Origin of the sequence: Streptomyces sp. NBC_00009 (assembly GCF_045040855.1) — a bacterium.
Lineage (GTDB): Bacteria > Actinomycetota > Actinomycetes > Streptomycetales > Streptomycetaceae > Streptomyces > Streptomyces aureus.
Genome location: NZ_CP108312.1, coordinates 7,541,863 through 7,560,237, shown reverse-complemented (window position 1 = coordinate 7,560,237; position 18,375 = coordinate 7,541,863). Strand labels below are relative to the sequence as shown.

Genomic DNA, 18,375 nt, shown 5'->3' with positions numbered 1-18,375 from the left:
GTTCACCGGAACAGGCCCATAGGCGGGATCGGGTGCCGCGCCGGATGCTCGTGCCGCACACCGACAGGAGCACCGGAGCAGGAGGCCAGGGCAGGATGACGACGAGCGACGAAGCACCGGCTCGCGGGAAAGCCGAAGCAGCCGCGCCGGCGCGCCCGCGGCGCGCGGCAGGCGACAAGATGGGCCGTCAGGACTGGTCCTCGTGGCCGCACTATGACAAGGCGGCGTCCGGCTTCCGCGGCTACTGGTACCCGGTGACATGGTCGAGCCACATCACCGACGACCCGGAGCCGTTCACGATCTGCGGCGAGAAAATCACGCTGATCCGCGACAACGGCACGGCGTACGCGCTGCACAACCGCTGTCCGCACCGCGGCGTCCCGTTGTCCGAGGGCAACCAGCAGTTCCCCGGCACGGTCAGCTGCCCCTACCACGGCTGGACCTTCGACCTGCCCACCGGCAAGCTTTCCGCGGTCATCACGGACGGCCCCGGCTGTCGGCTCACCGGCAAGCTGGGGGTGCGTACGTATCAGGTCGAGGAGCGCCTCGGCATGGTGTGGGTGTACATCCCCGTCGCCGACGAGGAGCCGCACCCGATCGACGAGCAGCTGCCCGAGGAACTGGTCGACAATGCGTTCGTGATGGGCGGCCGGATCGAGCCGCGCGGCGGCAACTGGCGGTTCGCCTGCGAGAACGGATTCGACGAAGGCCACGCCAAGTACCTGCACCGCACCGCCCTTTGGCGTCTCTTCAAGCCGATGCCGACGTGGAACACCACCCGGATCGTGCCCAAGGACCGGTGGATCTTCCGGGTGCAGGACGAGGTGCACTGGGAGGCGGACTTCCCGGGCGTGGGCCACTGGTCCAACAAGCGCTGGTGGAAGAAGCAGCCGCCGAAGGAGACCTTCAACATCGGCAACACCGGCGCTGCCGACGCGATCGACCCGGTCATCGAGGCACAGGACTTCCCCGGTTTCGCGTCGCTGTCGATGCCGGGCGTGCTGCGGATCGCGTACCCGAAGTTCATCCACTACGAGTTCTACGTGCCGGTCGACGACGACAACCACCGCTATGTCGGCGTCATGGTCAACTTCACCCAGGGCTGGGAGACGCTGCGCTTCTACGGCAAGTACCTGGGGGCGATCCGCTGGCTGTTCCACGGCCAGTTCTCCGGTCAGGACGCGTGGATGGTCGATGTGACCGACGCGCCGCCGGAGAAGCTCTACCGCCCCGATGTCTCGCTCACCGCCTGGCGCAATCTCAGCGAGGACGAGTACGGCAAGAAGCTGGCCGCCACCGGATCCCTCACTCAGCAGAAGGAGGCCTGACCATGGCCCGCACCCTGTTCAAGCTGCTGGTCGGGGCCGCCGTCGCCGTGGCACTCCCCCGTGTGAAGCGGCGCATCGCGCAGACCACCATGACCCAGGTCCACCGGGTGAACCAGTGAGCGCCCAAGAACTCGATGGCCTCGACGAGCAACGCCGGGCCTGGACCGAGGAGGCGTGGGGGCATGTCACGGCCGAGCGGTTGCGCGAACTGATCGTGGGGCTGGTCGGCGTGGCGAGCCCGACGGGTGACGAGCGGCCGCTGGCCGAGCACATCGCCGCCTCGCTCGCCGGCGTCGGCCTGCGCGCCACCGCGCAGCCGATCGACGACCGCCAGGCCAACGCCTGGGCCCGTCTCGAAGGCGACGGCACCGGGCCCGACCTGATGCTCTACGCGCCCATCGACACCCTCACGGTGGGCGAGGAGAGTGAGGACGTGCCGTGGATCGGGCCTCAGCTGCGCGAGGACATGCAGCCGCGGGCGACCGTCTACGACGATCTGGTGACCGGCCTCGGCGCCTCTAACCCGAAGGGCCACGCGGCCTGCGTGATGATGGCGGCCGAGGCGATCGCGCTCGCCGGGATTCCGCTGACCGGGGATCTGGTGGCGGCGTTCGGCGCGGGCGGCATGCCCACGAACGCCCGGCCCGGCAGTGCACGCGCCAACACCGGTCAGGGCGTGGGCTGTTCGTTCCTCCTGGAGCAAGGCGTGTGGACCGACTACGCGGTCATCGCCAAGCCCGGCTGGACGGTGTCCTGGGACGAGGTCGGGCTCGCATGGTTCGAGGTCACCGTGCACGGCACCCACACCTACGTGGGCTCGCGCCACCGACTCCCGTACGACAACGCGATCGCCCGCGCCGGCGATGTCGTACGGCACCTGGAGGAGTGGTTCGTGGAGTACGCCGAGCGGCACACGGACGGGACGGTCGCCCCGCAGGGCATCGTGTCGTCGGTGCGGGGCGGCTGGCCGCGGATGGCCGCGGTCACCCCGGCCGCCTGTACCCTGCGGGTCGATCTGCGGATCTCCCCGGACACGACGCCGATGCAGGCCAAGCGCGAATTCGCCGCTGCTGTCGAGGAGTTGAAGCGCAAGCTGCCGGGTCTCGACGCCTCGGTGGAGATGATTCTGGCGATTCCCGGCACCGCCACCAGCCGCGAGAGCTGGATCTACCGCAGTGCGGCGGGCGCCTGGGAGGCGTTCGAGGGCAGGCCGCACGAGCCGATCCGCGGCAACAGTGGCGCGACCGACGCGAACATCCTGCGCGGACGGGGTATCCCGACCGTGCGAGTCGGCATGCCGAAGGTGTCCGGCGAGCAGGCGCCGTTCGACATCGACTTCGCGCGCGGCATGAACACCGTGTCCGTACGGGAGATGGAGCGGCTCACCCGCCATCTGATCCGCACGGCCGTCGACACCGTGACCCGCTCCCGCGAGGAACTGGAGCCGGAGCTGGAAGGAGCAAGGGCGTGACCGAGATCGTGCTGGGCGTGGGAGCCTCCCACAGCACCCTGATGAACACCCACTGGGACCAGACGTTCCACAAGGACCGTGCCGAACGGTTCCGTGCCGCGCTCGGCGAGGCCCGCGAGGCGATCGCGAAGACGCGCCCGGACACCGTCGTCCTCGTCGGCTCGAATCACTTCCGCGGGTTCTGGCTCGACCTCATCCCGGCGTTCACCCTCGGCGTCGGCGAGTGCATGGCGAGCGGCGAGTCCGGTACGCCGAAGGGGCCGCAGGCCGTGGATGTCCCGCTGGCCCGGCACCTCGCCAACTCCCTTGTGGAGGGCGGGCGTTTCGATGTGGCGTTCTCGGCGAAGTTGCAGATCGACCACGGGCAGTCGCATGCGATCCAGTACCTCCTTGACGGCCTGGACGTGGAGTTCGTGCCGCTGGTCGTGAACGTCTTCGCGCATCCGCTGCCGACGCTGGAGCGCTGCGAACAGCTGGGCCGCGCGATCCGTGAGGCGGTACTCGCCTTCCCGGGCGACCGCCGGGTCGCGGTGGTCGGCTCGGGCGGCCTCTCGCATCGGCTGCCCTGGCCGGACTGGCGTGAACCACACGGCGAGGACGAGGAGTTCATGGTCGGCGCCTGGCTCAACGGCCGGGACAACTGGCAGGACTACGACGCCCGCCGCCGCGAGATCATCCGTGCCGCCGAGGCCGCCCTCAACCCGGAGTTCGACGAGGAGGTCCTGGCGCTGATCGAGCGGGGCGAAGCCCACCGTCTGACCGCCTACAGCACCGAGGAGTTGGAGAAGGTGGCGGGCAACGGCGCGCAGGAGCTGCGCACTTGGCTGCTCATGGCGGCCGCGCTCGACCACACGCCCGGGCGGCGGCTCGCCTATGAGCCGATGCCGGAGTGGCTGACCGGGATGGGGGTCGCGGTCCTGGATCCAGGGGCGCCGGACCCCGGGCCGCGGCCATGAGTCTCCCGGCGGAGGCACCAGCGGCTGCCGCGCGGGGCCTCGCCCTCGGTCCCAGGCCGGCCGGCCCCGACCCCGCTGCCGACACCGCCGCCGAGGCGATGAACTCCGTTCTGGGAAAGGTCCGTCCGATCCTGGAGGCGTTCACCGCGGACGACGGCGCGCTGCCGCTCGCGGAACTGGTGCGCCGCTCGGGCGTGGCCAAGGCGACGGTGCACCGGCTGGCCCAGGAGCTGGTCGCCTGGGGCCTGTTGGAGCGGGAGGGCTGCGACTACCGTCTCGGGCTGCGCCTGTTCGAGTTGGGACAGCGGGTGCACCGGCAGCGGATCCTGCGCGAGGCCGTGCAGCCGTACATGGAGGATCTGCTCCTGATCACCCGGGAGACCATCCACTTCGCGATCCACGACAGCCTGGACGTCGTGTACCTGGACAAGATCTTTCCGCATCGCGGGCTCAACGCGGAGTCGCGGGTGGCGGGCCGGCTCCCGCTGTACTGCACGGGGACGGGCAAGGCGATCCTGGCGCACTCGCCGCCGTCGCTCTTCGTCGATGTCGTACGCGCCGGACTCAAGCCGCTCACCCGGCACACGGTCGTCTCCCCCGGCCGGCTGCGCGCGCAGCTCGACCGGATCCGGGTGGAGGGCATCGCCCTGGAGACGGAGGAGATCCGGCTCGGCTACGCGAGTCTCGCGGTACCCGTCTTCGCCCAGCGCACCGGCAGCCTCGTCGGCGCGCTGTCCGTCACCGCGCCGACGTACCGGATGGACGCGGGAGGTCACGCGGCGGCACTGCGGACCGCTGCGCTGGGGATCGGGCGCTCGCTCACGTAGGCCTGCCGAAGAACGACGCTGCGGGGCCCGCCATTTGGCGGGCCCCTTCCGCTGTACGGCTGCCCGGAAAAGTGCTGTTGGGCGGCGTCCTGCTCAGCGGAACAACTCCGTAGGCCGGTCCCGGGCGGTGTTCCTACGCTCAGCGACCATGAGCCAACTCCCCGACGGAATCGTCGACTCCGACGTCCTGATCATCGGCGCCGGTCCGGCCGGCCTCTACGGCGCGTACTACGCGGGGTTCCGCGGCCTGAGCGTCGCCGTCATGGACGTGCTGCCCCAACTCGGCGGTCAGATCAGCGCGATGTACCCGGAGAAGCCGATCTTCGACATCGCCGGGTTCCTGTCCGTGCGCGGCCGCGACCTGGTGGACGGCCTGGTCGCGCAGGCCGAGCCGTACGCGCCCCGCTATCTCCTCGGCCACCGCGCCGCCGAGTTGTCGTACGACCCCGAGGACGGCCGCCCCGTCGTGCGCAGTGACCAGGGGGCGACGGTTCGGGCGGGGGCCGTCGTGATCACGGGCGGGGTGGGCACGTTCACCCCGCGGCCGCTGCCCGCCGGCGAGGAGTTCCTCGGGCGCGGCCTGGAGTACTTCGTGCCGGATCCGGCCGCGCACACGGGCAAGGACGTGGTGGTCGTCGGCGGCGGCGACAGCGCCTTCGACTGGGCCGCGACCCTGGCGCCGCTCGCCGGCTCCGTCACCCTGGTCCACCGTACGGCCCGCTTCCGGGCGCACGCGGCGAGCGTGGAGAAGGTCCGCTCGCTCGGCGTCGAGCTGATCACGGATTGCGAGGTGAGCGCCCTGCGCGGGTCAACTCGCCTGCAAGAGGCGGAAGTTCGTCACCGTACGACGAAGGAGACCCGCCTCGTCCCGGCCGACACGGTCGTCGCGGCGCTCGGCTTCCTCGCCGATCTCGGGCCACTGCAGCACTGGGGCCTGGATCTGGCGGCCCGGCGGATCACCGTCGACACGCGGATGGCGACGAACCTGCCCCGGGTGTTCGCCGCGGGCGACATCACGGACTACCCCGGCAAGGTCCGTCTCATCTCGGTCGGCTTCGGCGAGGCCGCCACCGCGGTCAACAACGCGGCCACCGTCATCGACCCGGAGGCCGCCCTGTTCCCCGGGCACTCCACCGAGAAGGAGCACTGAGAGTCATGGCGTACGTCATCGGCGCGTCCTGCGTCGACATCATGGACCGGTCCTGCATGGAGGAGTGCCCGGTCGACTGCATCTACGAGGGTGAGCGCAAGCTCTACATCAACCCGGCGGAGTGCATCGACTGCGGGGCCTGCGAAGTGGCCTGCCCCGAGCAGGCGATCACCGTCGACCGCAAGGCCGACCCCGACTTCCGCGCCGACAACCGCCGCTTCTTCGACGAACCGCTGCCGGGCCGCGAGACACCGCTCGGCGCCCCGGGCGGGGCCACGGGTCTGGGCCCGGTCGGCGTCGACACGGCGCTGGTGAGCGGGCGATGAGCGGCGCGGTGCAGCCACCGCTGCGGGTCGGGATCCGTATCCCGCCGTGCGAGCGCGCCGACCGCATCGTCGAGACGGTACGGCGGGCCGAGGAGCTCGGGTTCAGTGACGCCTGGTTCCCGGACTCGCAGTTGCTGTGGCGGGATGTGTTCACCACGCTCACCGCCGCCGCCCTCGGCACCGAACGGATCGGCCTCGGCACGGCCGTGACGAACCTGGTGACCCGGCACCCGGCCGTCGTCGCCTCCGCCGCCCGGAGCGTGGCCGAGCTGGCGCCGGGGCGGTTCACGCTCGGGCTCGGCGTGGGCAACAGCTCGGTCGGTCCTGTCGGGCTGAAGCAGAGCACCAACTCCGCGATGCGTGCGGGGCTCGCCCAGCTGCGGGCCCTGCTTGACGGAGCCGACTGGGACTTCGAGGGACCGGCCGGAACCGTACGGTCCCGGCTGCGGGACCCCGGGCCCGACGTGCCGCTGCACCTCGCCGCGAGCGGGCCGCGGAATCTGCGGCTCGCGGGTGAAGTCGCCGACGGAGTCGTCCTGTTGAGCGGTGTCTCGCCGCGCACCCTGGCGGGCGCCACCGCCCGGGTCCGGGAGGGCGCGGAGGCCGCCGGACGGGACGCGGCCGCACTGCCGCTGACCGTCTCGGCGTACTGCGCGGTGACCGACGACATCGAGGCGGCGGCCCGCCGCCTCAAGCCCATCTGCGCCTCGATCGCGCACAACGGCGGAGCGCCTTTCCTCGCCCTCGCCGGCATCCACGTCGACGTACCGGACGTCCCCGACATCAACGCGGGCGTGTACCCGGATCTGGTGCACGCGGAGGACTGGGACGCCGCCGTGAAGATCACGTCCGAGTGGGTCGGTGACGAGGCGGCGCTGCGGTTCGCCGAGGAGTTCTGCCTCGTCGGCACCGCCGAGCAGATCGCGGGCCGGCTGCGGGCCCTGCGCGCCGACGGCGTCAGCGGGGTGTTCCTGCAGCACGTCGGCTCGTACGACCCACCGACCGAACTGATCGAAACCGTCGGCGCCTCGGTGCTGCCGGCCCTGTAACTCGTAACGCAACGAGAGCGAGCACCGGATGAGCGAGCACCAAATGGCAAACACCCTGCGCAAGGGCTATGTACCCAGCCCCTTCGGCCAGTTGCACTATGTGGAGGTGGGCGAGGGTACGCCCGTGCTGCTGCTCCATCAGACGCCACGCTCGTGGACCGAGTACCTCGACGTGCTGCCCCTGGTCGGTGCCCGGCATCGGGCGATCGCGATGGACACTCTCGGCTTCGGCGCCTCCGCCAAGTCCGAACTGCCGCATACCATCGAGCGGTTCGCCGACGCGGCGGGCGCGCTGATCGACGAGCTGGGCCTGCAGCGGGTCCATCTCGTCGGGCACCACACCGGAGGTCTGATCGCCGTCGAGCTGGCGGCGCGGCTGCGGGACCGGGTGGCGAGCCTGCTGCTGTCCGCGACACCGTTCGTCGACGACGAGAAGCGGCGGACGGCGGCCGTGCGGCAGCGCATCGACCATGTCGACCCCGCGCCGGACGGCTCGCACCTGCAAGGGCTGTGGGAGCGGCGGCGCGCCTTCTACCGCGCCGGCGAGGAGGCGCACCTGAACCGCTACGTGGCTGACGCCCTCGCCGTGCTCGACCGTGTCGAGGAGGGTCACGAGGCGGTACGCCGCTACGCGATGGAGGAGCGCCTCGCGCACATCACGGCCCGCACGCTGGCCGTCTGCGCGCCCGGTGACCACTACTCGCTGCCGTCGCTGGAGAAGTTCGCCGCTGCCCTCGGCTGCGCGACCCGGGTCCTGTCGGACGGGCATGTCGCGGCGCCGGAGCAGGTGCCGCACGAGTTCGCCGAGGTGGTCCTGGAGTGGGTGGGCCGGGACTGAGTTCCGCCCTGCGGCGGCGCCCCACCGGACTTCCGGTGGGGCGCCGTCGCCGCATCCTCAGCCCGCGCTGAGCCTGCCGATCACCGACCTGGCCGCGCGCACCGCAGTCACCGCCCCGGTGAGGGTGGAGTTGCAGACCAGGGCGGTCGGGACGACGCCGCAGCCGGCCAGGTACAGGTTGTCGAAGTCCCAGACGCGGGTCTGAGGGTCGCAGACGCTGGTGCCGTCGTCGGCGGGGCCCATGCGGACGGTGCCGGTCATGTGGAGCGAGGTGCCGGGCGGGAGGGTCTCGCTGTCGGTCGCGGAGTCGAATCGGCCGAGGCGGCGGCCCGCGCGGAGTTGGGCGGCGCGGGCCTCGTCAAGGAGGCGGCGGTCCTCGTCGGTGTAGTCGAAGACGACGCGCATCTTGGGCATGCCGAGGGCGTCGAGCTCGGTGTCGGAGAACTCGACCCGGTTCGTCTCCTGGATCTCGGTGGGGACGTAGAGCGCGATCCCCGCGGAGAACTCGGCGATCCGGCCGTCGCCGTCGACCCGCGCCGTACCGCTGAACTGGCCGTTGAACGGCTGGGCCTTGCCGCTGTGCGGGAGCCAGTACGAGGCGTGCCGCCACTCGCTCCCATCCCTGAGCGTCGCACCGGCGAGCTTCGCGCCGTCCAGGCCCACGGCGTCCGGGTCCACGTGAACGCGGCCGGTCTGGAAGATGTGCTCGTTGAGGTGGCGGCCGAGGGCCCGCGGGCGGATGCCAGAGGCGAAGAGCAACTGCGGGGTACGAAAGACATCGGCGCACACGACGGTCGCGGCAGCGGTGACGGTGTACTCGCGGCCGGTGGCGATCTCTCGGACGACGGCGCCCCCTACCGTGCCCCCCTTGTGCAGGAGGCGCATGACCTGGGCGCCGGTGCGCAGCTCGAAGTGCGGGTCGCCGCCGGCGATGGCCGGGAAGACCCGGTTGGGGCCGGTGCGCACCAGGGCGCCCTCGCCGTCCTCGTTGACGGCCATAGGCAGCGCCTGTACCTGGCGGCCGGGCTCCGCGTGCGGCCCGAACACCTCATTGAGGGCGCCCATCAGCGCGGTGCGCAGCGGGGACGGGCCCATGGGGTCGGTGTTGACGTGAAGGAAGCGGGACGCCTCGTTGATATCGCGCTGCCAGGCGTCCGGGTCGATGAAGTCCGGGATCTCGCTGCCCCAGGCGGCGGGGGTCGCGGCGGTCCAGTGGACGCTCATGCCGCCGGTGTTCCAGGCGAGGGCGGCGGCGGGCAGGGCATCGGCGTCCTCGCCGACGCCGGCGAGCCGGTACATGCCGGGCTCGCGGTCGGCCACGCCGACGCCCGCGTCGTCGGCGACGTTCTCGGCACCGACGTACATGCCCTGGACGCCGGAGGCGATCCGCTCCTGGTGGCGCAGACGCAGCTCACCGTCCGGCAGGTCGTGCAGGTGCTGGCCGGGGACCGGGCCGAGTACCGGGCCCGAGTCAAGCATCAGGATGCGGGCGGTGGGCAGGGCGTCGCGGACGAGGCGGGCAACGCCCGCCCCCATGATCCCGCTGCCGACGATGAGCAGGTCGGGGCGGCTGTCGGCGGGCACGTGGGGCTCCTCTGGATGGGTGTGATGTCTCGCGGTGCGCAAAGCGGTGTCTCAGCCGTCCAGCGCGAAGGCGGACCGCATCCACCGCGCCGACGCGACCGCGCTCTCGTACGGGTCGGTGAGGGCGGGCCGGTCGACCTCGACCATGAGGCAGCCGGCGAAGTGGTCGGGCAGGGCGGCGACGATGCCGATGAGGTCGAGGTCGCCGCGGCCGGGTTCGGTCCACAGGCCGTCGACGACCGTCCGCTGATAGTCCTGCCCGGCGGCCCGCCCCTGCTCGGCGACTGCCATCCGTGCGTCCTTGATGTGCAGGAACGGGATGCGACTGCCATAGTCGGCGACGAGTCCCGCGACGTCCGCGCCTGCCCAGGACAGGTGCCCGGTGTCCGGGAGGAAGCCCAACTGCTCGGCGGGGACCGCGTCGAGGACGGCCCGGGTCTCGGCCTCCGTCTCGATCCAGGTGCCGACGTGCGGGTGCAGGGCCGGGCGGACGCCCTCGGCCCGCATCGCCTCGGCGAGCCTGCCGAGCAGGTCGGTGAGGGCGGCCACCCGGCCCGCGTCCGGCTCGGTGCCCTGAGCGGGCCGCAGGATGCGCGGGCCGCCTTTGATCATCGGCAGGCCGAGTCCAATGTCGGTGAGGCCGAGTTCGGCGTGGTCGCGGGCGGCAGCGGCGGCGGCCTCGATCACGGCCGGGGCGTCGGCCGGGTCGCCCTGCGAGCGGCAGACGAAGTAGCCGGGGGCGGGCCGCAGCCCGGCGTTGTCAAGGAGTGCCGCGTAGGCGGCGACGGTGTGCCCGGCCGGGACGGCGGCCATGACGGCGTCGAAGCCCGCCTTCTTCACCAGAGCGAGGAGTTCGGCCGGCTGCGGGGCGAGGCCGGGGTCGAGCCAGCCGTCGTCGGTGGCCCACCACTGGATGGGGTTGAGGGCCAGGGTCATACGGGACGTCACGTGTGTTACCTCGGAATCCTGGGAGAGGGGCTATCGGCTTGTGGTTGCGGCGAGTTCGCCGGGGAAGTGGCAGGCCACCCGCTGTCCGTCCCCGGCGGCGGTGAGCTGGGGGTCCTTCTCCTTGCACACCGTCCGCTCCTTGTTGACCAGCGGGCCGATGGGGCAGCGGGTGCGGAAGCGGCAGCCCGACGGTGGCGCGGCCGGGCTCGGCAGGTCACCGCCGAGCACGATCCGCTCCCGGCCGCTCTCGCCCTCCCTCTCCCCCGGCACGGGCGAGGGGGAGGCGGAAAGAAGTGCGGCCGTGTACGGATGCTGCGGGTTCGCGTACACGGCCTCGGCGGGCCCGTCTTCGACGATCCGGCCGAGGTACATCACGGCGACGGTGTCGCTGAGGTGGCGGACGACGGAGAGGTCGTGGGCGATGAAGAGGTAGCCGACGCCGAGTTCGTCCTGGATCTCCTCGAGCAGGTTGATGATCTGTGCCTGGACGGAGACGTCGAGCGCGGAGACGGGTTCGTCCAGGATCAGGACGTGCGGCTGCCGGGCGAGCGCCCGCGCGATACCGATGCGCTGCCGCTGGCCGCCGGAGAAGGCGTGCGGGTAGCGGTCCAAGTGGTCGTCGCGCAAGCCGACTTGGCGCATCAGCTCGCGGGCTCGCGTCTCCTGTTCCGCCCCCCGCACGCCGCTGAGCGCGAGCGCCTCGGAGAGCGACTGGCGGATGGTGCGGCGCGGGTTGAGGGAGGCGTAGGGGTCCTGGAAGAGGTACTGCACATGCGAGCGGACCCGTTCGCGCTCCGGCTCCTCCATGGCGGTCACGTCCTGGCCCTCGACCTCGACCGTCCCGCCCGCGATCTTGTTGATCCCGACGAGCGCGCGCGACAGCGTCGACTTGCCACAGCCGCTCTCCCCCACCAGACCGAGCGTCCGCCCGGACTCGACGGTGAGGCTGACAGAGTCGACCGCGTACACGGCCGGTTCCCGCCCGAAAAGTCCGCGCCGCCGCGACCCGACGTCAACCCGAAGGTCCCGGACCTCCAACAGGGCTTTGGTGGCGGTCTGTTCGGCCTTGCGTACATGCCCCTTGCCTTCCTCGGGTGCCGTGATCTCACCTCCGCGCTCGGCGACGAAGCAGGCCGCCAGGTGCCGCGGCCCGCCGCCGGGAGACGTCAGCAGCACTGGCTGTTCGCTGTGGCAGCGCGACTCCGCGACCGCGCACCGCTCCGCGAAGGCGCAGCCGGCCGGCAGCCCGGCCGGGTCCGGTGGGGCGCCGGGGATGGCGGCGAGCGGGCGTCCGCTGCGGACGTCGTCGATCCGCGGCATCGCGCGCAGCAGGGCGGCCGTGTAGGGGTGGCGCGGCCGGGCGAAGACCTCCGCCACGCTGCCCTTCTCGACCGTGCGGCCCGCGTACATGACCACCACGTCCGTGCAGAGTTCGGCGACGACACCCATGTCGTGGGTGATGATCGCGACGGCGATGCCGAGTTCGCGGCGGAGCCGGTCGAGAAGACCGAGGATCTGCGCCTGGATCGTGACATCGAGGGCGGTGGTGGGTTCGTCGGCGATGAGGAGGGCGGGGTCGTTGGCGAGCGCGATGGCGATGACGACGCGCTGTCGCATCCCGCCGGAGAACTGGTGCGGATAGTGGTCGATCTTGGTGTCGACATCCGGGATGCCGACGGCCTCGAGGAGTTCGCGCGCCCGCTGCCGGGCCTGCGTACGCCCGCGCCCGTGCGCGGTCATCGCCTCGACGATCTGCTCGCCCACCCGCATCGTCGGGTTGAGGGCGGCCTGCGGGTCCTGGAAGACCATGGCGACCTTGCTGCCGCGCCACGTGCGCATCTCACGCTCGGGAAGGGCGAGCAGGTCGGTGCCGCCGTAGCTGACGCTGCCCGCGGTGACTTCACCGGGCGCGCGCAGCATCCGCATCACCGAACGGGCGGTGACGGACTTGCCGGAGCCGGACTCGCCGACGATGCCGAGCACCTGCCCGGGCCGGACCTCGAAGCTGACGTCGTTGACGGCGGTGACCGGGCCGCCGGGCACCCGGAACTCGGTACGCAGCCCGTCGACTCGGAGCAGCGGCTCCGCCTCAGGCGCCGGGATCTCCGTCCCGGAGGTTTCCTTGGTCAGACTCACTTCCGATTCACCGCCTCGTTGAACGCGTCGGACAGGAGGCTGAAGGCGACCGCCAGCAGGAGCAGCAGCAGTGCCGGGCCGACGACGTAGGTCGGGGACTGCGTCACGAACCGCAGGCCGTTGTTGAGGAGCACGCCGAGCGAGGGGGTCGGCGGCTGGATGCCGAGGCCGACGATGGACAGGCCGGCCTCGATGTAGACGCCGACGACCATCCACACGGCGGTGTTGACGACGCAGGCATCGAGCGCGTTGGGCAGCACATGTCGGGTGAGCAACTGCCGCCGTTTTACCCCCAACACCCGTGCGGCCAGGACGTATTCACGGTCCTGCTGGCTGAGCCAGGCGCTGCGGGCGTAGCGCCCCGCCGAGGGCAGACCGCTGATGAAGATGGTGAGGAAGAGGGCGAACCAGCCCGCGCCGAGGATGGCGACCAGGCATACGCCGAGGATGAGTCCGGGGAAGCCGATGATGACGTCGAGAACGCGCTGGGTCGCCGCTCCGAGCCGTTCGGAGAGGGCGCCGGTCAGTCCGAGGAGGGTACCGAGGGCCGCGGCGGCGGGGACGGCAGTGAGGATCAGACTGAGGTCGATGCGCAGGCCGTAGACGGAGCGGACGAAGATGTCCCGGCCGAATTCGTCGAGGCCGAAGGGGTGGGCGACGGAGGGTCCGATGAGGGCAGTGGCGCCCTGCTGGTCGTAGCCGCCGGGGAAGAGGACAGGCGCGAGGAGTGCGGCAAGGGCGAGGACGGCGAGGACCACCCCGCCCGTGAGGCCCTTGGGCGTGCGCAGGGCGGAGAGATAGCGGGCGAGGGTGGGGTCGATGCGGCGGGCCGGGCGGCTGTGGCCCTTTCCGTCTGCGGCGATGGACGTCATGCGGATTCTCCCAGTCGGACCCGCGGGTCTATGGCCGCGAGGATGATCTCGGTGAGGATCTGGCAGAGCGCGGCGGTCAGGACGACGCCGAGGATGAGCACCTGGAGGACGCTGAAGTCGCGGGTCTCCACGCTGGACACGGCGAGCTGTCCGATGCCGTTGCGGCTGAACACCGCCTCGATGATCACCGCTCCCGCGATCAAGTTGCCGGCCTGCAGGCCGATCCCGACGACCGCGCTGCCGACGCTGTTGCGCAGCACATGGCGGCGGGTGATGCGGTGCGGGGCGACGCCCTTCGACTTCGCCAGGTCGACGAAGTCCTCGCCGCGTACCTTCGCCATCTCGGTCTGCAGCATCCGTCCGACGACGGCGCCGGGCGCGAGGGCCAGGACGAGGGCGGGCATGAGCAGGTACTGGAGGCCGATCCAGGGGTCTTCGAGGAGGCTGACCTCACCGCTGGCGGGGAGCCAGCGGTTGTAGACGCCGAACAGCAGGATCAGGCCGAGGGCGAAGAGGAACGAGGGGACGGCGATCAGCAGGCTGCTGGTCGTGTCGAGGACGCCGCGCACCCAGCGGCGGCGCGGTCCGCCGCCGATGATGCCGAGGGTGAGTCCGATCAGGATCACCAGCAGGAGGGAGAGCAGGGCGAGTTCGAGCGTGCTGGCGAGCCGGTCACCGATGAGGCTGGCGACGCTGCGCTGCAGCGCCTGTGACGTGCCGAGGTCACCGTGGAAGAGTCCGGACATCCAGTCCCAGTACTGCAGGACGAGTGGCCGGTCCAGGCCGAGCTGTTGGCGGATGGCATCGATCTGCGCCTGGGTGGCGTCGGTGCCCGCGATGGAGACGGCGACGTCGCCGGGGGCCATCCGGGGCAGCGCGAAGGCGACGGCCGAGCCGGATATCAGGACCAGCAGGAGGGAGGGCAGTCTGCCCGCGAGATAGCGCAACATGGGGAATCGGTTCCGTCCTTCGCCTACCGGGCCCGCGCGAGCCAGACGTGGTTGAGGTCCATGAATCCCATCTGGGTGTAGGTGATGCCCTGCACCGCCCGGGAGGCGACCGTCATCGACGGCCGGGTGATCAGCGGAACGGCGAACGCCTGGTCGAGGAAATGGTCGTTCCAGGCATGCAGGGCCGCGGTCTGGTCGTGCTCGCCGGTGGCGACGGTGAGGTGTCGGGAGAGTTCCGTGTAGCGGTCGTCGCCGTAGTGGCTGGGGTTTCCGTCCGCGAGGAGTTCGGCGCGGCCGACGACGGCGCCGGCGGGCGAGAGCCCGTTGCTGGCCTGCTGGAGGAAGACCGGTGCGCCCATCTCGCCCGACGCGAGCCGCCCGTCGAACTCGGCGGCGGCGAGCGGCACGGCCTTGACGTCGACGCCCACCGCTTCGAGGTTGTTGCGGACGATCTGGAAGATGCCGGTGGCTTCGGGGGTGTTGAGGGTGACCATCTCGAGGGAGAGGTGCTTCACCCCTGCCCGCGCCAGCAGTGTGCGGGCCTTGTCGGGGTCGTAGCGGTAGCGCCCGGCCTGCTGGTCGTCGTAGCCGATGGTGTTGGTGCGCCAGGGCAGCGAGGCCGCCGTCGCCTGTCCGCCTTCCACCTGGCGGTCGACCCGTTCGCGGTCGATCGCGTACTGGAAAGCCTGCCGGACCCGTTTGTCGTCGAAGGGCTTGTCCCTGACGTCGAAGGTGAGCGGGATCGCCGAGCCGCCGGCTGTGATCAGCTGGAAGCCGGGCTGGCGGCTGAGGGCATAGGCGTCCAGGGCGCCCATTCCTACGCCGTACTGGATGCGGCCGCTGCGGATGGCGGAGACCATCGCCGTGGGGTCGGTGATCACATTGATCTGGATCTTGTCCAGGTGGATGTCGTCGGCGTCCCTGTACTTCGGGTACTTGGTCAGGACGACCTTCGCGCCCGGAGTCCAGGACGTCCACTCGAACGGGCCGGTGCCATCTACGACTTCACCGGCCGCGTACATGTCGTACGTGTCCGGGTTGAGGACCGGCATGGTCTCGAAGAGGTCGTAGATGTTCGGCAGCGGCCTGGAGAAGGTCAGCTTCAGCTCGTCGTCGCCGACGGCCTTCATGCCCGAGATCGCGGCGGCGACGGGCTGGTTGGCGGCTCCGGTGGCCGGGTCGCGCACCTTCTTCAGCGTGAAGAGGACATCGTCGGCGGTGAGTTCCGCCCCACTGTGGAAGGTCACGTCGTCGCGGAGCACCACGTCCATGCTCTTGCCGTCCGCCGCCACCTTCCACGACTTGGCCAGCACGCCCTCCGGCTTGCCGGTCTTCTGGTCGATGCGGGTCAGCGTCTCCAGGACCGAGTACTCGGCGAGGATGTTGCCGATCGACGTCTTCAGGAACGAGCCCGGGGCGGGGTCCTGCCCCTGTGCGGCCACCAGCGTCCCGCCGTCCTGCGGGGTGTCCGGGACAACGACGTCCTGTGCCCCCTGTTGCTGCACCGCCGACCTGCATCCGGAAAGCACCAGGGCGAGGGCGCACACCGCCGCCGCGGCACCGCCCCACCTCTTTCGCGACCGCACCATGGAGCACCCTCGCTTCTCTCTGATCTGGGATGACGTGACGTGACGTGATCTGAACCGGCCCGACTCGAACGGGCGGACCGGCCCGCAACATGGCTCGTGTCTCAGCCGATGAGGAGCGGGCGCAGGCTGCGGTGGGCGATCTCCAGCCCCTGGCGGACGCGGTCCGGGGTGCCGCCCCAGACCGGGTCCTCGTGCTCGACGGACAGAGTGCCGGTGAAGCCGTGCTCGTAGAGGGCGTCGACGACCGCATTCCAGTCGACCTGGCCGCGGCCCGGTACGCGGTACCGCCACCAGCCGGTGTCCCAGGGGTCCTTGCGGCCGGTCGCCTTCCCGAAGAAGCCGTAGCGGTCGATGCGGCCGGCCTGGATCTCGATGTCCTTGGCCTGGGCGTGCACGATGCGGTCGGCGTAGGGGGCGATGGTGGTGACCGGGTCGATGCCGATCCAGGTGAGGTGCGAGGGGTCCCAGTTGAGGTAGAGACCGAGGTCGAACATCCACTCCCACAGCTCGGGCGAGTAGGCCAGGTTGCCGGGGTAGCCGTCCGGGTGCCAGCCCTCCATCACACAGTTCTCGATGACGATGCGGACATCGCGTTCGCCCGCGTACTCGACGAGTTCGGGCAGGATCCGCTCGGCCTCGGCCAGGTTCTCGGCGACGGGACGGGTCCAGTCCCGGCCGACGAACGTGCCGACGTACGGGACACCGAGGGCCGCGGCGACGTCAATCGCTCGCTTGAGGTGGGTGCGGATCGCGGCGCGGCGCTCGGGGTCCGGGTGGAGGTTGTTCTCGTAGTAGGCGAGGGCGGATATCGACAGTCCGTGGCGGTCGAGGAGAGCGAGGGTGTCGTCCCGTTCCCGTGTGCCGAAGTCGGCGGCGGGCAGGTGGGCCGCCTCGAAGTCGCGGCCGCCGGTGCGCGGCCAGACAGCTACTTCGAGGGCCTCGTAACCGGTCTTCGCCGCCCAGGCGGCGATGTCGTCGAGGGAGGCGTCTGGCAGGCAGGCGGTGAGCATGCCGAGTTTCATGACGAGGGCTCCTTGCGGTGGTGCATGAGGAAGGGGAGGTTTCAGGCAACGGCGAGGGCCCCACGGCCGACGTTCGTCCAGGTGTCTGTACCGGCCGAGTTCAGGACCGCCTCGACGAGCCTGGCCGAGCGCAGTCCGTCGGCGGCGGTGGGCAGCCCATCCGGCAGGCCCTCGCCCGCGACAACCTGGTGGACGTCCCGGGTGAAGGCGGTGAAGCAGTCGGCGTAGCCCTGGGCGTGGCCGGCCGGGAGGTGCGCGAGCCGGCGCTGTGCGACGCTGCCTTGCCCGGGGTCGCGGACCAGGATGCGGGCACCGTCCAGGCCGCCCAGCCAGACGCGCTCCGGCTCCTCCTGGTCGAAGACGGCGCTGGCCCGGCCACCGTCGAGCTCGAACCAGAGGCGGTTCTTGCGCCCTGCGGACACCTGGGAGACGGTCAGGTTCGCCAGGACGCCGTCGCCGGTGCGCAGCAACAGCACGGCTGCGTCCTCGGTGCTGACGGCGGCGCGCTCGAGCGGTCCGGCCCCCTGCCGTTCCGGTCCGCCGAAGCTGGCCGAACTGCCCATCGGGCGCTGCGCGACGGTGGTCGCGAGGCGGGCGATGACCTCGGTGAACTCGACGCCCGCCGTCCACTCGACCAGGTCGCACCAGTGCGAGCCGATGTCGGCGAAGGCACGGGAGGGTCCGCTCGCGGCCGGGTCGGCGCGCCAGGTGGCAGTGTCGGGCGGGAGCATCCAGTCCTGCAGATAACTACCGTGCAGCAGCTGCCAGTTGCCGAACTCGCCGACCTGCCGGCGGGCCCGGATCTCACGCACCATCGGGTGGTAGCGGTAGACGAAGGGAACGGCCACAAGGCGGGCCGCCGCCCGGGCCGCCGCGACGACGCGTTCGGCGTCGGCCACCGAGGTCGCCAGGGGCTTCTCACAGATCAGGTGTTTCCCGGCGGCGAGCACGCTCAGGGCCTGCCGGGCGTGGAGAGTGTTCGGGGTGCACAGGTGCACGATGTCGACCGCGTCGTCGGCGAGCAGGGCGTCCAGGTCCGGGTAGGCGTGGGGCGCGTCCAGGTCGGCGGCGGCCTGGGTGCTGCGGGCCGCGGAGGAGCCGAGGACGCCGTGCAGCACGCCGCCGGCCGCGCGGACGGCCCGAGCATGAACGGCGCCGATCATCCCTGTGCCGACGATGGCTGATCGAGGATGCGGTGTCGTCATGCTGAGCCTCCGTGGTGCATCAACTGCATGGGGTGTTACGTCGCCTCTCGGCGTTTACATGGCCGGTCCGTTGTGCAGAGAGCTTTGTTCAGGCTCTGGACGGCCACAAGATGCCTTCTTTAAT

16 protein-coding genes are annotated in these 18,375 nt (G+C 71.1%); 8 read left to right on the top strand and 8 right to left on the bottom strand.

Annotation, left to right across the window (positions count from 1 at the left end):
• The first annotated feature begins 95 nt into the window (after nt 1-95).
• From OHA58_RS34280 to OHA58_RS34245, 8 genes are all read left to right on the top strand, one after another.
• The gene (locus tag OHA58_RS34280; RefSeq protein WP_405483593.1) at nt 96-1,328 is read left to right on the top strand and encodes a Rieske 2Fe-2S domain-containing protein; all 1,233 of its coding nucleotides are present in this window, start codon (nt 96-98) and stop codon (nt 1,326-1,328) included.
• Between the two features lie 115 nt (nt 1,329-1,443).
• Nucleotides 1,444-2,799, top strand: a complete 1,356-nt coding sequence (locus OHA58_RS34275; RefSeq protein WP_405483592.1) for a M20 family metallopeptidase — start codon at nt 1,444-1,446, stop codon at nt 2,797-2,799.
• Nucleotides 2,796-3,755 carry a catechol 1,2-dioxygenase gene (locus OHA58_RS34270; protein ID WP_405483591.1) on the top strand — a complete coding sequence of 320 codons (960 nt, stop codon included), beginning with the start codon at nt 2,796-2,798 and terminating at the stop codon, nt 3,753-3,755. Before OHA58_RS34275 ends, OHA58_RS34270 begins: the two co-directional genes overlap by 4 nt.
• A complete protein-coding gene (locus tag OHA58_RS34265; RefSeq protein ID WP_405483590.1) occupies nt 3,752-4,582 on the top strand; it encodes an IclR family transcriptional regulator in 831 nt (276 codons plus the stop codon). The genes OHA58_RS34270 and OHA58_RS34265 overlap by 4 nt, the downstream gene beginning before the upstream one ends.
• Before the next feature lie 148 nt (nt 4,583-4,730).
• The gene (locus OHA58_RS34260) at nt 4,731-5,732 is read left to right on the top strand and encodes an NAD(P)/FAD-dependent oxidoreductase (protein WP_405483589.1); all 1,002 of its coding nucleotides are present in this window, start codon (nt 4,731-4,733) and stop codon (nt 5,730-5,732) included.
• A 5-nt stretch (nt 5,733-5,737) separates the two neighbouring features.
• Nucleotides 5,738-6,058: an indolepyruvate ferredoxin oxidoreductase subunit alpha gene (locus OHA58_RS34255; RefSeq protein WP_405483588.1), complete on the top strand. Its 321-nt coding sequence runs from the start codon at nt 5,738-5,740 to the stop codon at nt 6,056-6,058.
• Entirely contained in the window at nt 6,055-7,107 is a 1,053-nt protein-coding gene (locus OHA58_RS34250) for an LLM class flavin-dependent oxidoreductase (RefSeq protein WP_405483587.1), read from the top strand. Before OHA58_RS34255 ends, OHA58_RS34250 begins: the two co-directional genes overlap by 4 nt.
• A 43-nt stretch (nt 7,108-7,150) precedes the next feature.
• Entirely contained in the window at nt 7,151-7,945 is a 795-nt protein-coding gene (locus tag OHA58_RS34245) for an alpha/beta fold hydrolase (RefSeq protein ID WP_405483586.1), read from the top strand.
• Nucleotides 7,946-8,002: 57 nt separating this feature from the next.
• On the opposite strand, the gene OHA58_RS34240 is transcribed toward OHA58_RS34245, so the two are convergent.
• The 8 genes from OHA58_RS34240 to OHA58_RS34205 form a co-directional block, all read right to left on the bottom strand.
• Entirely contained in the window at nt 8,003-9,529 is a 1,527-nt protein-coding gene (locus OHA58_RS34240; protein WP_405483585.1) for a GMC oxidoreductase, read from the bottom strand.
• 51 nt (nt 9,530-9,580) lie between these two features.
• On the bottom strand, nt 9,581-10,477 hold the full coding sequence (locus OHA58_RS34235; RefSeq protein ID WP_405483584.1) for a sugar phosphate isomerase/epimerase family protein: 897 nt from the start codon (nt 10,475-10,477) through the stop codon (nt 9,581-9,583).
• 30 nt (nt 10,478-10,507) lie between these two features.
• Complete coding sequence (locus OHA58_RS34230) at nt 10,508-12,613, bottom strand: dipeptide ABC transporter ATP-binding protein (protein WP_405483583.1); 2,106 nt, start codon at nt 12,611-12,613, stop codon at nt 10,508-10,510.
• A complete protein-coding gene (locus tag OHA58_RS34225; protein ID WP_405483582.1) occupies nt 12,610-13,485 on the bottom strand; it encodes an ABC transporter permease in 876 nt (291 codons plus the stop codon). Before OHA58_RS34225 ends, OHA58_RS34230 begins: the two co-directional genes overlap by 4 nt.
• Complete coding sequence (locus OHA58_RS34220) at nt 13,482-14,435, bottom strand: ABC transporter permease (RefSeq protein WP_405483581.1); 954 nt, start codon at nt 14,433-14,435, stop codon at nt 13,482-13,484. The genes OHA58_RS34225 and OHA58_RS34220 overlap by 4 nt, the downstream gene beginning before the upstream one ends.
• A gap of 23 nt (nt 14,436-14,458) precedes the next feature.
• Nucleotides 14,459-16,024 (bottom strand): ABC transporter substrate-binding protein, encoded by a 1,566-nt coding sequence (locus OHA58_RS34215; protein WP_405483580.1) that lies wholly within the window; start codon nt 16,022-16,024, stop codon nt 14,459-14,461.
• 101 nt (nt 16,025-16,125) lie between these two features.
• Entirely contained in the window at nt 16,126-17,046 is a 921-nt protein-coding gene (locus OHA58_RS34210) for a sugar phosphate isomerase/epimerase family protein (RefSeq protein ID WP_405483579.1), read from the bottom strand.
• 41 nt (nt 17,047-17,087) lie between these two features.
• On the bottom strand, nt 17,088-18,251 hold the full coding sequence (locus tag OHA58_RS34205) for a Gfo/Idh/MocA family protein (RefSeq protein ID WP_405483578.1): 1,164 nt from the start codon (nt 18,249-18,251) through the stop codon (nt 17,088-17,090).
• Nucleotides 18,252-18,375 lie beyond the last annotated feature (124 nt).

Coding starts and splice junctions, on each gene's coding strand:
- OHA58_RS34280 (WP_405483593.1), top strand. CDS start 96: ATGACGACGAGCGACGAAGCACCGGCTCGCGGGAAAGCCGAAGCAGCC.
- OHA58_RS34265 (WP_405483590.1), top strand. CDS start 3,752: ATGAGTCTCCCGGCGGAGGCACCAGCGGCTGCCGCGCGGGGCCTCGCC.
- OHA58_RS34260 (WP_405483589.1), top strand. CDS start 4,731: ATGAGCCAACTCCCCGACGGAATCGTCGACTCCGACGTCCTGATCATC.
- OHA58_RS34255 (WP_405483588.1), top strand. CDS start 5,738: ATGGCGTACGTCATCGGCGCGTCCTGCGTCGACATCATGGACCGGTCC.
- OHA58_RS34250 (WP_405483587.1), top strand. CDS start 6,055: ATGAGCGGCGCGGTGCAGCCACCGCTGCGGGTCGGGATCCGTATCCCG.
- OHA58_RS34245 (WP_405483586.1), top strand. CDS start 7,151: ATGGCAAACACCCTGCGCAAGGGCTATGTACCCAGCCCCTTCGGCCAG.
- OHA58_RS34225 (WP_405483582.1), bottom strand. CDS start 13,485: ATGACGTCCATCGCCGCAGACGGAAAGGGCCACAGCCGCCCGGCCCGC.
- OHA58_RS34220 (WP_405483581.1), bottom strand. CDS start 14,435: ATGTTGCGCTATCTCGCGGGCAGACTGCCCTCCCTCCTGCTGGTCCTG.
- OHA58_RS34215 (WP_405483580.1), bottom strand. CDS start 16,024: ATGGTGCGGTCGCGAAAGAGGTGGGGCGGTGCCGCGGCGGCGGTGTGC.
- OHA58_RS34210 (WP_405483579.1), bottom strand. CDS start 17,046: ATGAAACTCGGCATGCTCACCGCCTGCCTGCCAGACGCCTCCCTCGAC.
- OHA58_RS34205 (WP_405483578.1), bottom strand. CDS start 18,251: ATGACGACACCGCATCCTCGATCAGCCATCGTCGGCACAGGGATGATC.